This window comes from Bosea vestrisii (assembly GCF_030144325.1).
Lineage (GTDB): Bacteria > Pseudomonadota > Alphaproteobacteria > Rhizobiales > Beijerinckiaceae > Allobosea > Allobosea vestrisii_A.
Genome location: NZ_CP126307.1, coordinates 461,652 through 476,120, shown reverse-complemented (window position 1 = coordinate 476,120; position 14,469 = coordinate 461,652). Strand labels below are relative to the sequence as shown.

The 14,469-nt window shown below is 66.5% G+C and carries 10 protein-coding genes; 8 read left to right on the top strand and 2 right to left on the bottom strand.

The window, feature by feature from the left end:
- The first annotated feature begins 31 nt into the window (after positions 1 to 31).
- The 3 genes from QO058_RS02220 (at position 32) to QO058_RS02210 (ending at position 4,159) form a co-directional block, all read left to right on the top strand.
- Positions 32 to 598, top strand: coding sequence for an ImmA/IrrE family metallo-endopeptidase (locus QO058_RS02220; protein ID WP_284170114.1), 567 nt, complete (start codon positions 32 to 34; stop codon positions 596 to 598).
- A 64-nt stretch (positions 599 to 662) separates the two neighbouring features.
- A complete protein-coding gene (locus QO058_RS02215; protein WP_284170113.1) occupies positions 663 to 1,853 on the top strand; it encodes a pyridoxal phosphate-dependent aminotransferase in 1,191 nt (396 codons plus the stop codon).
- Between the two features lie 113 nt (positions 1,854 to 1,966).
- Positions 1,967 to 4,159 (top strand): mechanosensitive ion channel family protein, encoded by a 2,193-nt coding sequence (locus QO058_RS02210; protein WP_284170112.1) that lies wholly within the window; start codon positions 1,967 to 1,969, stop codon positions 4,157 to 4,159.
- Between the two features lie 21 nt (positions 4,160 to 4,180).
- On the opposite strand, the gene QO058_RS02205 is transcribed toward QO058_RS02210, so the two are convergent.
- Together QO058_RS02205 and QO058_RS02200 are read right to left on the bottom strand one after the other, a co-directional pair.
- Entirely contained in the window at positions 4,181 to 4,555 is a 375-nt protein-coding gene (locus QO058_RS02205) for a hypothetical protein (RefSeq protein ID WP_284170111.1), read from the bottom strand.
- Positions 4,556 to 4,609: 54 nt separating this feature from the next.
- Positions 4,610 to 7,348: an Rne/Rng family ribonuclease gene (locus tag QO058_RS02200; protein WP_284170110.1), complete on the bottom strand. Its 2,739-nt coding sequence runs from the start codon at positions 7,346 to 7,348 to the stop codon at positions 4,610 to 4,612.
- A gap of 674 nt (positions 7,349 to 8,022) precedes the next feature.
- On the opposite strand from QO058_RS02200, the gene QO058_RS02195 reads away from it, so the two are divergent.
- The 5 genes from QO058_RS02195 (at position 8,023) to QO058_RS02175 (ending at position 14,449) form a co-directional block, all read left to right on the top strand.
- Complete coding sequence (locus QO058_RS02195) at positions 8,023 to 9,255, top strand: N-acetylmuramoyl-L-alanine amidase (RefSeq protein WP_284170109.1); 1,233 nt, start codon at positions 8,023 to 8,025, stop codon at positions 9,253 to 9,255.
- Positions 9,256 to 9,409: 154 nt separating this feature from the next.
- Complete coding sequence (locus QO058_RS02190) at positions 9,410 to 11,857, top strand: penicillin-binding protein 1A (RefSeq protein ID WP_129155339.1); 2,448 nt, start codon at positions 9,410 to 9,412, stop codon at positions 11,855 to 11,857.
- Positions 11,858 to 11,898: 41 nt separating this feature from the next.
- Positions 11,899 to 12,120, top strand: coding sequence for a hypothetical protein (locus tag QO058_RS02185; protein ID WP_284170108.1), 222 nt, complete (start codon positions 11,899 to 11,901; stop codon positions 12,118 to 12,120).
- A 94-nt stretch (positions 12,121 to 12,214) separates the two neighbouring features.
- Positions 12,215 to 13,343, top strand: a protein-coding gene (gene prfB / locus QO058_RS02180) for a peptide chain release factor 2 (protein ID WP_284170107.1) whose coding sequence is annotated in 2 segments (ribosomal slippage) — positions 12,215 to 12,283 and positions 12,285 to 13,343 — 1,128 coding nt in all. Because the reading frame shifts where the segments join, the coding sequence is not laid out codon by codon here.
- Positions 13,340 to 14,449 (top strand): SGNH/GDSL hydrolase family protein, encoded by a 1,110-nt coding sequence (locus QO058_RS02175; RefSeq protein WP_284170106.1) that lies wholly within the window; start codon positions 13,340 to 13,342, stop codon positions 14,447 to 14,449. Before prfB ends, QO058_RS02175 begins: the two co-directional genes overlap by 4 nt.
- Positions 14,450 to 14,469 lie beyond the last annotated feature (20 nt).

Genomic DNA, 14,469 nt, shown 5'->3' with positions numbered 1-14,469 from the left:
GCTATGATCGGTGGGCTCAGGAGGCCTGCCGATGCGCCATGCCTTCCTCACCGACGCCCAGATCGACGCCCGCGCCCTGGCGCATCGGCGCGGACTCGGCTTTTCTGACGATCAGGCCGTCGATGCCATGACGCTGCTGGCCAGGCTAAAGGCGCGCTACCCGGAGTTCTCCTACGAGCAGGTGCCCGATGGTTCGCTTGGCGAGGCCGAGGCGCAGTGGGATTCGCTGGGGAAGCGCCTGCTGATCCCGGAAAGCGTGCTCCAGGCCGCCGATCGCGGCGGGGGCAGGGCGCTGATGACGGTCGCACACGAGGTCGGCCACGCACTGCTCGGCCATGACGGCAATCTCAACCGTGCACCGGCTGGCGGACGAGCCGAGCGGGTTTCGGCGCGGCTCCGGTCGATGGAATATCAGGCGCGGCGCTATGCGGCGGCGTTCCTGATTCCGGATACGCCGGTGGTACGTGAGCTCGACGCGACCGCGCTGAGCGAGCGCTACCGGGTCAGCATGAGCGCCGCGATCGTGCGTCATAGCGAGCTGAGATCCGGCGAGAGCGCACGGGCCCTGCCTTTGCGACAAGCTGGTCTCGATCTCTAGCGGCTTGCGGTCGGCGTGCTCGCGGGGCATGGCTCAGGAAATGCGATTGCGACCCGAGGATGCCATGACCATCGCCGCTTCCGGCCTGCCGCCGGCGCCGAAGCCTGCCCAGCGGGCGCAGGCCGTTTCGCCCTTCATCGTCATGGACGTGATGAACGCAGCCGAGGCGATCGAGCAGCGCGGCGGCTCTGTCATCCATATGGAGGTTGGCCAGCCTTCAGCGGCGACGCCGGACAGTATCCGGGCGGCCGCGGCACGGGCGCTGGAGGATGGCCGCATCGGCTATACCCAGGCACTCGGCATCGGCTCGCTCCGGGCTCGGATCGCCCGGCATTATCGCGAGCGCTATGGCGTCGAGGTGCCGGCCGAGCGCGTCGTCGTCACGACCGGCTCCTCCGGCGGCTTCATCCTGAGCTTCCTTGCCTGTTTCGAACCGGGAGCGCGCATCGCCATCACTGCGCCGGGCTATCCGGCCTATCGCAACATCCTGATCGCGCTTGGCCTGGAGCCGGTCGCGATCCCGGTCGGGCCGGAGACGCGCTATGCGTTGACGCCGGAGCTGATCGCCGGCGCGCATGCCGAGAAGCCGCTCGCCGGCGTGCTGACGATGAGCCCGGCCAATCCGACAAGCGTGGTGATGGCCCCCGAGGCGATTGCCTCGGTCGCGGCCGAATGCCGGCGGCTCGGACTCTGGTACATCTCCGACGAGATCTATCACGGCCTGACCTATGAGCGGCCGGCGACGACGGCGCTCGCCGCCGACCCGGACACGATCGTCGTCAGTTCCTTCTCCAAGTACTATTGCATGACCGGCTGGCGGGTCGGCTGGCTGGTGGTGCCGGAGCGGCTGGTGCGTACGATCGAGCGGCTGCAGCAGAATTTCTCGATCTCGGTGCCGATGCTGAGCCAGGTCGCGGGCGAGGCCGCTTTCGATGCGACCGCGGAATGTGAGGCGATCAAGACTGGCTACGCCGAGAACCGGGCCTACTTGCTCAAGGCGCTGCCGGAGATCGGGCTCGGCGACTTCCTCCCCGTCGACGGGGCCTTCTACATTTATCTGGACATCGGGCGATATTCGAATGATTCCATGAGCTTCTGCCGCGATGCTCTGGAGAATGCCGGCGTCGCGATCACGCCCGGGCTCGATTTCGACGAGGAGCGCGGGGCGCGGACCGTCAGGCTTTCCTTCGCCGGCTCTCTGGCCGAATGCGAGGAGGCGGTGGCGCGCCTGGGGCGCTGGCTGAAGACGCGCTGAAGCGAGTGCTTGCCAAGGCGACGCGGCGGACTCAATCTGATCCGGCTTGGGGGCAGGACATGGTCGCAATGCGGAATTGGCTGAGAGCCATGGCGCTGTGCGGGGCGGCGTTGTTGGCTGGCGTTGCCCCGCGCCCGGTGGCGGCACAGCATGCCAAGGCGGATTCATCACCCGTGCTGACCTTGCGCGGCGATGAGACACCTGAAACCGTGCGCAAGCTTGTCGATGCCCTGTCGACTGGCGGACGCAAGGTCGAAATCCGGATCGCCGGCAAGGGCGAAGCAGCTTCCGCTCCTGCGGCACCGGCATCTGCAGTGGCAGGTGCGGCGACGCCGGCATCGTCGAGCAGCCCTCCGGCAGAGGATGAAACCCCGGCCGAGGCATTCTGGGATCATTTCGTCGATGGCGTGTCGCAAGGCCTCGCCGCAGTGCCGCGCCTTGCCCAGACACCGGACGCCTGGCGCACCGCCTGGGCGCAGAATCGCAATGGTTCGGCCGGCTGGTGGCTTGCAGTAGGCCTTGTACTCGCGTTTGCCGTGGCCGGGCTGTTCCGATTCGCGACCAAAAGTTGGTTCACACGCCGGCTGCGGCCGGAAGGGCCGGAGTTCACCCCGCGCCTGATCGCGTCCTCCTGGGGCTTGCTGCAGGATCTGGCGACGCTCGGGCTCTGGCTCGCAGTGCTGCATGCGGTGCGCAGATTCTGGCTGCCGGAGCCCGACCTCGCCCACATGGTGCTGCGCACGATCGCCAACGGCCTCACCATTGGCGCCGGATACCTGGTCCTCGGACGCTTCCTGCTCGCTCCCGGCGCCCCGGAACGTCGGGTCATGCCGCTGCCGCGGGCCGAGCGGGCCTTCAAATTCCTGATCTTCTTCGGCATTCTCACGCCCGTCCTGCTGACGGCGACGGTGTCGATCCAGCATGCCACCGGCCCCGGAGCCGTCGTCGGGCTGTTCGCTTTGGTCGGCATTGTCTCGACCTTGTTCAAGGTCTGGTGGTTCATCGATGCGCGGCACGACCTCGCGGCATTGATTCTCCATTCCGCGCATGAACCTCGGCCGGCGCGCCGCGTGATCGCCCTGACGACGGGTTGGCTCTATGCCGCGCTCGCCGTGCTGATCTGGATGGTCGGCAATGCATCCTCGATGATGGAGGGTGGGGCGCGCTGGGCGGAAGCTGCCGCACTGACGCAGTTCATCATCGTGCTGGCGCCGATCCTGGCGGTTGGCGTCACCAGCTTGATGGCCTGCCGGCAGGCGCATGCGGCGGCGATGGGCGAGATCGCGCCGCTCTCGCTCGCGATCGGCCATGCCCTGCGAGCTGCTGCCGGCGGCGCGATCTGGGCCGGCGGCTTCTACCTGCTGGCGCGGCTCTGGGCCGGCTTTCTGTTCGGCGTCAGCTCCGACCAGTTCGCCGTGTTGATGCGCCAGGCTGGCGGGGTCGCGGTGCTCGCCTTCGGCGGCTGGGTGGCTATCGTCTTCCTGCGCAGCTTCTTCGACGCCTATGCGCCGCGCCCGGCCGCAGCAGGTCCGGCCGATGAGGATGCGGTTCCGCACGACCATGTGCCGTCACGACTGGCGACCGTGATGCCGATCCTGCGCGGCGTGGTTCTCACCGCCGTGTTCGGCCTGACCGGGCTCGTCCTGCTATCGCGCCTCGGCGTCGACATCGGCCCGCTGCTGGCGGCCTTCAGCATCCTCGGCCTCGCTGTTTCCTTCGGTTCGCAGGCGCTGGTCCGCGACATCGTCTCCGGCTTCTTCTTCATGCTCGAGGATGCCTTCCGTGTCGGCGAATATGTCGACACCGGCCGGCTCAAGGGTACGGTCGAGAAGATCTCGCTGCGTTCGATGCAGCTACGCCACCAGAGCGGACAGATCCACACCGTCCCGTTCGGCCAGGTCCAGTCGCTGACCAATGCCAGCCGCGACTGGGCGACGGTCAAGTTCAACGTTCGCCTCGACCATTCCGCCGATATCGAGAAGGCGCGCAAGACGATCAAGAAGATCGGACTGGCGTTGCTGGAGGATCCCGAGTTCGGGTCGCATTTCATCACCCAACTCAAGATGCAGGGCGTCGCCGACATCACCGATTCAGCGGTCGTGATCCGGTTGAAGTTCACCGGCAAGCCGAACCAGGCCTCGATGCTGCAGCGCGAGGCGCTGAAGCGGGTCTATCGCGGACTGAACGAGGCGGAGGTGCCGTTTGCCTCCAATGCGGTCACGGTCAAGGAGGGGGCCGGCAAGAGCGCCGCCGCGGCGATCGCGGCCGTGCCGCCGCCGACCCCGCTCGCGCCGGCGGCGGAGTAAAACTCGACCGGACCAAGTGGCTCACCCGGGCTGGTGGCCGAAATCCAGCATGAAGAAGAAGCCGAAGCCGACCAGCGCAAGCAGGGCACCGATGCCGGCGGCGAGACGGGCGGCAGAGAGCTGGCCCGCCCATTCATGGCGCTGGCCGGCGCGTTCGACTTCATGCTCGCGGCCATGCTTGTGGAACTGGCTGGCATAGAGGTCGGGCGTCATCTGCGGGCCGACCGGCAGGTTGCCTTCCAACTCGTAGCGCACCGCGACGAAGAGGGTGAACAGGCCGAGCAGGCCGACGCCGAGCCAGCCGATCGTCTGCTGGGCGAGCCAGGCAAGACTGAGCAGGCCAATGCAGGCGATCGTCCTCACCACCAGGCGCTCACGGCTTCGCGGCGGCCGCATCCTTCCTCCCCAACATGAAAAAGGCCGCCGCGATCGCTCGCGACGGCCCCGATTCTACTTGCGCCCGGCCAGCTTGTTCCACCAGCCGCCGCGCTTGGGCCGGTCCGGATCCGGTTGCGTCAGCACGACTGCGACCGGCTCCTCGACTATGCGTGGTGCAGGCGGGGCGGGCTGCTCCTCGGCAACAGGCTCCGGCTGAGGGGCTGCGGCTTTGGTCGGCTTGGGGGCGGCTGACGGTTCGGCAGGAACGGCAGCGATGCCGTCCTCGGTGATCGGCACGACCTTCTTGCGCGAGCGGCTGCGCTTCGGCTTCTCGGCCGGTTCGGTGACGCTCTCGTCCGTGCTTTCGACTGCCTTTGCAGCTTCCTTGGGGGCTTCGACGGTCTCAGCCTCCGCTTCGGCCTTCTTGGCACGACCGCGGCGCGCGCGCTTCGGCTTGGCCTCGGATTCCGAAGCAGGCGCTTCGGTCACGGCCGGGCTTGCCTCCTCGGTGGCAACCGTGACGGGAGCCGGAGCAGCGCCCTCGTCCGAGTCGTCATCGTCGCCCTCGGCCTGGTCGCTGCCCTCGGCAGCGCCCTGTGGATCCTGCCCGTCGCGCTCGCCACCACGCCGCCGACGCCGCCGCCGACGCCGCCGACGACCGTCGCGGCTCTCCTGGCTTTCGCCCTCGGCAGCAGCGCGCGGCTCGGCCGCGGTCTCGCCTTCGACCTCGCTCGCAACCTCAGCTTCAACCTCGACATCGGCCTCAGCCTCGACGATATCGTCGTCCTCCGGCTCGTCGATGATCGCCTCGGCGCGCATGCTCGATCCCGGCACGACGCGGTTCTCGTTGCCGACGAACTCGCCGCGCTCGACCTCGAAGTAGCGGGTGCCGAGCAGAGCCGCGTCGGCCGAGACGATGATGGCGATGTTGAAACGCTCCTCCAGGTCGCGCAGATGGGCGCGCTTCTGGTTGAGCACGTAGAGCGCGACCTCCGGCCGGGTGCGGACCTCGAGGTTATGCGAGGCGCTCTTGATCAGCGCCTCCTCGAGCGCGCGCAGGATCTGCAGCGCGATCGAGGATGTCGAGCGGACGAGGCCGGCGCCGGCGCAGTGCGCGCAGGGCACCGAGGAACTCTCGAGCACGCCGGTGCGGATGCGCTGGCGCGACATCTCCAATAGGCCGAAAGCCGAGATGCGGCCGACCTGGATGCGGGCGCGGTCGTTCTTCAGGCAGTCCTTGAGCTTCTTCTCGACGGCGCGATTGTTGCGGTTCTCCTCCATGTCGATGAAGTCGATCACGATGAGGCCGGCAAGGTCGCGCAGGCGCAGCTGGCGGGAGATTTCCTCCGCCGCTTCGATATTGGTCTTGAGGGCGGTATCCTCGATGTTGTGCTCGCGGGTCGAACGCCCGGAGTTGATGTCGATCGCGACCAGCGCCTCGGTCTGGTTGATGACGATGTAACCGCCCGACTTCAGCGTCACCGTGTTCGAGAACATCGCGTCGAGCTGGCTCTCGACGCCGAAGGCGGCAAAGAGCGGGGTCTGGTCGCGATAGGGCTTCACGCTCTTGGCATGGCTCGGCATGAGCATGCGCATGAAGTCCTTCGCCTCGCGATAGGCGCTCTCGCCGGCGACGTGAACCTCGTCGATATCCTTGTTGTAGAGGTCGCGGATCGAGCGCTTGACGAGGTTGCCCTCCTCATAGACCAGCGCCGGGGCGACCGAGCCGAGGGTGAGCTCCCTGACGCTCTCCCACATCCGCATCAGATATTCGTAGTCGCGCCTGATCTCCGGCTTGGTGCGGGAGGCGCCGGCGGTACGCAGGATGATGCCCATCCCCTCCGGCACCTCGAGCTCCTGGGCGATCTCCTTCAGGCGCTTGCGGTCTTCGGCATTGGTGATCTTGCGCGAGATGCCGCCGCCCTTGCCGGTGTTCGGCATCAGCACGGAATAGCGGCCGGCGAGCGACAGATAGGTGGTTAGCGCCGCGCCCTTGTTGCCCCGCTCTTCCTTGACGACCTGGACCAGGATGATCTGGCGGCGCTTGATCACCTCCTGGATCTTGTACTGGCGACGCGAATGGCGATGCGGCCGTTCGGCAACGTCGTCGAGGGCGTCGCCGCCGCCGAGCTGCTCAGGCTCCTCCTGGGCGTCCTCGCCGCTATTCTCGTCGTCGCCGCTCTCGTCGTCATGCGACGGGCGACGGGCCTGCACCTCTTCGCCACCGTCTTCCGAAGCGGAAGACTCAACGGTCTCGAAGGTCAGCGGCGCGGCGTTCTCGACGACGTTCTCGCTGTCGGATTCGGCGACGGCAGGCGCAAAGGACTGGCCGAAGGCGGGCGCACCTTCATTGACCATGGCGGCTTCCTTGCCGTCGGTCTCGACAGTTCCGTTGGGAGCCTCGACCTCGGCGCTGACCGTCTCGCCGGCCTCGGCGGTGCGCTTGGGGCGATTGTCGCGGTCGCGTCGACCCCGGCGGCCGCGGCGCTCGCGCTTTTCCTCGTCATGCTCTTCCTCGCGCTCGGCGCGGGCATCCTCGGCGAGCAGCGCCTGCCGGTCGGCGATCGGGATCTGATAGTAGTCCGGATGGATTTCGGAGAAGGCGAGGAAGCCGTGGCGGTTGCCGCCATATTCGACGAAGGCGGCCTGGAGCGAGGGCTCCACGCGCGTCACCTTCGCCAGGTAGATATTGCCGCGGAGCGGCTTGCGGCTGGCAGATTCGAAATCGAATTCTTCAATGCGCGAGCCGCGGGACACCACGACCCGGGTCTCTTCCGGGTGGGTGGCATCGATAAGCATCTTGTTGGCCATGGGACAAATCCATTGGCGCGGCGGCCTTGGCAATCCGCCGGGCTGCGGATGCGAATCCGCGGCCGCGGGCAGGGGCACCGCGCGTAAGCCGGCTGAGGCCGGCATGTTGCAGGGGAAGGAATTCGATCAAGAGACGACGACGGGAGCGAGCGGCGGGGCGGGCAAAAAGCCCGTCGCCACCTGAAAGGTCTCGACGAAACACCGAAAGGGAAAGCGGCGTCGTTTGCCCCGACATCTGACCTTTGACCTACAGTGCACCTCTGGAACGAGGGACACCGCGTTTGACACGCTCGCGGACAAGAAGACCGGCGCCGATTGCTGCCTGGCGCAGGCTCGTCCGCGGACGATTCCGTTGTTGGCTGCCTCCGCGCCGGCGCGGATCGGTTTTACCGATCCGGTCGTTCGGCCAATTCGCAGGGCGCGGGCGGGCCAATAGCCCAGCTTGTGCGCTGCGGTAGCCTTCGCGTTGCAACCATCTCCATTACAGACAGGCGATGCATTTTTGCAAGCGCGTTAACAGTGGCCAAGTTTTGGCGGGCGGTTCCCGGCGCTGCACCCGCATGGTAACGGGTTGTCAACGAATGGCGGCGCTATGGTTAACCTTCGTTAAGCGTCGAGCGAGCGAATCGAGGAGCTTTCTCCTGCTGCACGGGCTTCGCCTTTCCGTGGCGCGCATGGGCCGAATCGCCATGCTGGCCCGGCGTTTCGTTTTGCCGGCGGCGCTAGGCTGCCTGCTTGCGACCGCGGTGGCGGCGAACAGCGGCCGCGGCGCTAGCGATTCTCCCGTCGCCACCGATGCGCGGATCGAAGCTCAGGGCGATACGGTCCGGTTGACGTTGACATTATCGCGACCGGTGACCGCGAGCGCGACCGTGATGGCCGGCCCGGATCGCGTCATCGTCGACCTGCCGTCGATCAATTTCCAGATCGAGCCGAAGCAGGGACGCAAATCGGCCGGCTTCGTCTCCGGTTTCCGCTATGGCCTGTTCATGGCCGACCGCGCCCGCATCATCCTCGATCTGGCGCAGCCGGCCGCGGTGGAGAGCGTCTCGGTCAAACCGCTACGCGGCGGCTTCGGCGAACTCACTATCGAGCTGAAGCGCACGAGCCGCGAGGAGTTCGCCGCTCTCGCTCGAGAAGAAGCCGCCAAGGCGCAACTGCCGAGCATTCCGGTCGAACGCAAGGCCGAGGGCGATTTACGCCGCATCGTGGTGATCGACCCCGGTCATGGCGGCATCGATCCGGGCACGCAGGTTGCCGCGATCGCAGAGAAAGCGGTCGTGCTCGCCTTCGGGCTGAAGCTGAAAGAGCAGCTCGAGGCGCAGGGGCGCTATCGGGTGATCATGACCCGCTCGGATGACACCTTCATCTCGCTCGGCGATCGTGTCCGTATTGCGCGCGGCGTCGAGGCCAGCCTGTTCATCTCGATCCATGCCGATTCGCTGACGCAGGCGCAGGATGTGCGCGGCGCCACCATCTATACAGGCTCGGAGCGCGCGAGCGACGCCGAGGCGGCACGACTGGCGGCGAAGGAAAACCAGGCCGATGCCGTCGCCGGGCTCGATTCGAGTGAGGACGTGCATGACGTCGCCGGCATTCTGATGGATCTCGCCAAGCGCGAGACCCGCAGCTTCTCGACGATCTTCGCGCGAAATCTGGTCGAGCGGCTCGGCGGCTCGGTCAAGATGCACAAGGTTCCGTTGCGTTCCGCAGGGTTTCGCGTATTGACCGCTCCCGATGTGCCGTCGGTTCTGATCGAGCTTGGCTACATGTCGAGCCCCAAGGATGCCGAGCTGTTGAATTCCGAGGGCTGGCGCAACCAGGCCGCGGCGGCTGTCCAACAGGCGGTCGATCAGTATTTCGAACGCCTGCAAACACCGGGCAAGGCCGCGCAGAGCAAGCCTTGACGGCGGAGTGGTCGAAGATGGCGATTTGTGGTCGTAAAGCCACGGTTCCGCCATGTCCGCCATGATATAGAGACGAGTTCAAGATCAGCCGGGCACGGTGCGACGCCAAAGGGGAGGGCGCCGCCGCTGCCGCTAGCCGAGGTCAAATTTCTCGATGCGGTTCATATTGCGCCTTTTCGGATGGGCGTTCGCCGCCGGTACGATCCTGTTCGTCATCGGTGTCGCAGGCGCTGCCGGCGTGATCTGGCACTACTCCAAGGACCTGCCCGATTCGGCGCAGCTGCGGAATTACGAGCCGCCGGTGATGAGCCGCGTCCATGCCGGCGACGGCAGCCTGATCGCCGAGTTCGCCAGGGAGCGCCGGCTTTACCTGCCGATTCAGGCAGTGCCGAAGCTGATCATCGACGCCTTCCTCTCGGCCGAGGACAAGAACTTCTACAAGCATTTCGGCGTCGATCCCGAGGGCCTCGCCCGCGCCGCGATCTCGAACTTCCGCAATCGTGCCTCCGGCCGCCGCCCGCAGGGCGCTTCGACCATCACCCAGCAGGTGGCGAAGAACTTCCTGGTCGGCTCCGAGCAGAGCATCGAGCGCAAGATCCGCGAGGCGCTGATCGCGCTGCGAATCGAGTCGACCTATTCCAAGGACAAGATCCTCGAGCTCTATTTGAACGAAATCTATCTCGGTGCGCCGGCGCCGGGGCAGGGCAGCTACGGTGTCGCTGCGGCAGCGCTGAACTATTTCGGCAAGTCGGTGCACGAGTTGAACGCGCAGGAAGCGGCCTATCTCGCGGCTCTGCCGAAGGCGCCGACCGATCTGCACCCGTTCCGCAACCGCGAGCGCGCGATCGAGCGGCGCAATTACGTGCTCGACCGCATGGCCGAGAACGGCTTCCTCAAGCGGCCCGATGCCGAGGCTGCCAAGAAGCAGCCGCTCGGCGTCAATCCGCGCACGGTCTCGCCGAACCAGATCGCCGCAGGTTACTTCGCCGAGGAGATCCGGCGCGAGCTGCAGGATCGCTATGGCGAGAAGAAGCTGCTCGAGGGCGGGCTCTCGGTGCGTGCGACGGTCGATCCGAAGATGCAGCTGATGGCGCGCAAGGCGCTGGTCGATGGTCTCGTGCGCTTCGACGAGGCGCGCGGCTGGCGTGGCGCGATCCAGAAGATCGATGCGTCGAGCCGCGAATGGGGCCTCGCCATCGCCGAATTGCCGGTGCTGGGCGACGTCAAGCCCTGGCGCCTCGCCGTCGTGCTCGACGTTGCCGGCGACAGCGCCCGCCTCGGCTTGCAGCCGGTTCGCGAGACATCGGGCCAGCTCCGGCCGGAGCGCGAGACGGTGACGCTCGGCCCGGACGGCATCCGCTGGACGCGGCGTACTCGCGTTTCGCAGGCCGTCTCGGCGGGCGACGTCGTCTATGTCGAGCCGCTCGACGGCAAGCCCGGCCAGGTCCGCCTGCGCCAGATGCCCGAGGTCAATGGCGCGATCACCGTGATGGACCCGTTCTCGGGCCGCGTGCTCGCCATGGTCGGCGGCTTCTCGCATGACCAGTCGGAATTCAACCGGTCGACGCAGGCGCTGCGCCAGCCGGGTTCGTCGTTCAAGCCCTTCGTCTATGCGACGGCGCTCGACAATGGCTACACCCCGTCCAGCATCGTGCTCGACGCGCCGATCGAGGTCGACCAGGGCGGTGGCCTCGGCATGTGGACGCCGAGCAACTATGACGGCAAGTTCACCGGCCCGCGGACGCTGCGCTACGGCATCCAGTTCTCGAAGAACCTGATGACGGTGCGTCTCGCCAAGGATGTCGGCATGCCGCTGATCGCGGAATATGCCCGCCGCTTCGGCATCTATGACGACATGCTGCCGGTTCTCTCGATGTCGCTCGGCGCCGGCGAGACCACGGTGATGCGGATGACCGCGGCCTATTCGATGCTCGCCAATGGCGGCAAGCGCATCCGGCCGACCCTGATCGACCGCATTCAGGATCGCTGGGGCGCGACGATCTATAAGCACGACCAGCGCACCTGCGAGGGCTGCGAGGCCGATAAGTGGGCGAACCAGCGCGAGCCGCGCCTGGTCGACAATCGCGAGCAGGTGCTCGACCCGCTGACCGCCTACCAGATGGTCTCGATGCTGGAAGGCGTCGTCAATGCTGGCACCGCGACTGTGGTGAAGTCGGTCGGCAAGCCGCTCGCCGGCAAGACCGGAACCACCAACGACGCCAAGGACGTCTGGTTCGTCGGCTTCTCGCCGGATCTCGCCGTCGGCGTCTATATGGGCTTCGACAAGCCGAAGTCGCTCGGCAACTCGGCGACCGCCGGCCAGTACGCCGCACCGATCTTCCGCGACTTCATGACCGTCGCGCTGAAGGACAAGCCGGCGACCCCGTTCCGCGTGCCACCCGGTATCAAGCTGATCCGGGTGGATCCACGTACCGGCATGCGCGCCGGCGGCGAGGGCGGCATCCTGGAAGCGTTCAAGCCGGGCACGGCGCCGCCGGACAGCTATTCGGTGATCGGCGCGTCCGATGGCACGGGCGGGGCGATGAGCGTTGCCCCGGCGGGCGGTCGCTCGGTCGGCTCCGGCACGGGCGGGCTCTACTGAGCCCTCCCATTCCCGCCAAGGCAGCGGCGCTCGCCGCGCCTTTGCGGGATATCCTGCGGGCCGAACTGGCACGGGGCAACCGGATCGCGGAGATCGCCGACTGGCCTCCGCATTGCGATCTGCTGGTGATCCTCCAACGGCCCTTTTGCAAGCGCTACACGCTGACGGCGGGGCTCGACTACCAGGACATCAACGACCCGCATTACTGGAAGGCCGAATATCGCCACGATGGCGGGCGCCATTGCCTCGCCTGCGGCTTCTGAACGCCGGCCACGCAAGGCCGGGCATTTACAGCGCGGCGCATCCTTTCTATGCCAGCGCCGAACAGCACTCTGCACAGGACTTCGATCCCGCATCATGCGCCCAGAGATTCAGACGCAGCTCGACAACGCCAAGCAGTCGATTGGACTGCTGAGGAGGCATCTTTGACTGGGATGTCGCACAACGACGCCTGGCGGAGCTGAACGCGCTTTCCGAAGGTCCGGATTTCTGGAACGACGCCGAGAACGCGCAGAAGCTGATGCGCGAGCGGACCTCGCTCGAAGACCAGATCAACGGCATAGCCAAGCTCGAGCGCGATCTCGACGATGCGCTGACGCTGATCGAGCTCGGCGAGATGGAAGACGACGAGGCGACCGTCTCCGAGGGCGAGGCGGCGATCAAGGCGGTCGAGGTCGAGGCGGCGCGGCGGCAGGTCGAGACCCTGCTGTCGGGCGAAGCCGACATGCTCGACACCTATGTCGAGATCCATCCCGGCGCCGGCGGCACCGAGAGCCAGGACTGGGCCGAGATGCTGCTGCGCATGTACCGGCGCTGGGGCGAGCGGCGGAAGTTCAAGGTCGAGACGCTCGACTATCAGGACGGCGACCAGGCCGGCATCAAGTCGGCAACCCTGCAGTTCAAGGGGCATAATGCCTATGGCTGGCTGAAGACCGAATCCGGCGTGCACCGGCTGGTGCGGATTTCGCCGTTCGATTCGAACGCCAGGAGACAGACCTCCTTTGCCTCGGTCTGGGTCTATCCAGTGGTCGACGACCGTATCGTCATCGACGTCAAGGAGTCCGACTGCCGGATCGACACCTATCGGGCCCAGGGTGCCGGCGGCCAGCACATCAACACCACCGATTCGGCGGTGCGCATCACCCATATCCCGACCGGGATCGCCGTGACCTGCCAGCAGGAGCGCTCGCAGCACAAGAACCGGGCCAAGGCCTGGGACATGCTGCGCGCCCGCCTCTACGAGGTCGAGCTCAAGAAACGCGAAGACAAGGCGAACGCAGAGCAAGCCTCCAAGACCGATATCGGCTGGGGCCACCAGATCCGCTCCTATGTGCTGCAGCCCTATCAGCTGGTGAAGGATCTGCGCACGGGCGTCGCCTCGACGGCACCGGCCGACGTGCTCGATGGCGAACTCGATCCGTTCATGGAGGCGTCGCTGGCGCAGCGCGTCTATGGCACGACCGTCGAAGTCGAGGACCTCGATTGAGCGAGGCCAAACGCTCCCGCGGCCGCGAGATCCTGATCAATCTCGCGGTCTCGGTCGGCAGCATCGTCGTCTTCCTGCTGTTCTGCGAGCTGGTGCTGTTCCGCTTCGTGCTGCCGGCGAGCGACGTGCCGCGCAACGTCTTCGTCAACGAAGTCGTGCGCTACCAGCCGGGACAGAGCGGCGTCTGGCGCGTGCGCGACGAGATCGCCGCACCGTTCAAGATCAACGCGCAGGGCTGGAACTCGCCGCTGCCGGATTATCCGGTCGAGCGCAAACCCGGTGTCGCCCGCATCGCCTTCGTCGGCGACAGCTTCGTCGAGGCGCTGCAGGTGCCGCTCGACAAGAGCTTTGCCGAAGCGGTTGGCGCCAAGCTTGCTGCCGTGGGGCCGGTCGAGATTCAGCGCTTCGGGGTCGCCGGCGCTCCGCTCAGCCAGTATCTGCAGATGATCGAGCGCGAAGTCGTGCAGCGGCGGCCCGACCGGATCGTGGTCAACCTGGTCCACAACGACTTCGACGAGAGCTTCGTCTTCAAGCCGGGGCGCTACACCTCGAGCTTCCTCAAGCTGAAAATCGAAGGCGGCAAGGTCGTCGGTGAGGTCGCACCCGAGCCCTGGCGTGCCGGTTGGCTCGAATTCGTTCGCCAGAGCGCGACGGCGCGCTTCCTGCTCTATCGCTGGCAGGTCAGGCCACAGGCGCTGGTCGACGCGATCCTCGGGCCCGCCAGGGCCGCGGGCGAGGGCGGCTATGCCGCCAATATCGACGTGGCGAGTGTGCTCGCGCAGGAGGCCGATATCCGCGTCGCCACGGATTACCTGTTCAGCCGGCTGAAGGCGCGCGCCGACACGATCGGGGCAAAGCTCCAACTCGTCATGGATGGCGATCGCGAGGCGATCTATGCCGGCCGGGCCGACAGCCCGGCGCTGAAGCTCAACCGGATCGCCGCCGAGATGGCCGGCAAGCACGGTATCGCCTTCCTTGACCTGCATCCGGTTTTCGCCGCCGAATGGGCCAAGGCCGGCAAACGCTTCGAGTTCCAGGCCGATGCTCACTGGAACGAGTATGGCCATCAGGTGGCAGCCGCCGCTATTGCCGAAGCCTTGCGCTGATTGATTATCGAATCAAAACA

Bases quoted from the DNA above. Each gene is read 5' to 3' on its own strand.
- QO058_RS02220 (WP_284170114.1), top strand. From the start codon at position 32: ATGCGCCATGCCTTCCTCACCGACGCCCAGATCGACGCCCGCGCCCTG.
- QO058_RS02215 (WP_284170113.1), top strand. From the start codon at position 663: ATGACCATCGCCGCTTCCGGCCTGCCGCCGGCGCCGAAGCCTGCCCAG.
- QO058_RS02205 (WP_284170111.1), bottom strand. From the start codon at position 4,555: ATGCGGCCGCCGCGAAGCCGTGAGCGCCTGGTGGTGAGGACGATCGCC.
- QO058_RS02200 (WP_284170110.1), bottom strand. From the start codon at position 7,348: ATGGCCAACAAGATGCTTATCGATGCCACCCACCCGGAAGAGACCCGG.
- QO058_RS02195 (WP_284170109.1), top strand. From the start codon at position 8,023: ATGGGCCGAATCGCCATGCTGGCCCGGCGTTTCGTTTTGCCGGCGGCG.
- QO058_RS02190 (WP_129155339.1), top strand. From the start codon at position 9,410: ATGCGGTTCATATTGCGCCTTTTCGGATGGGCGTTCGCCGCCGGTACG.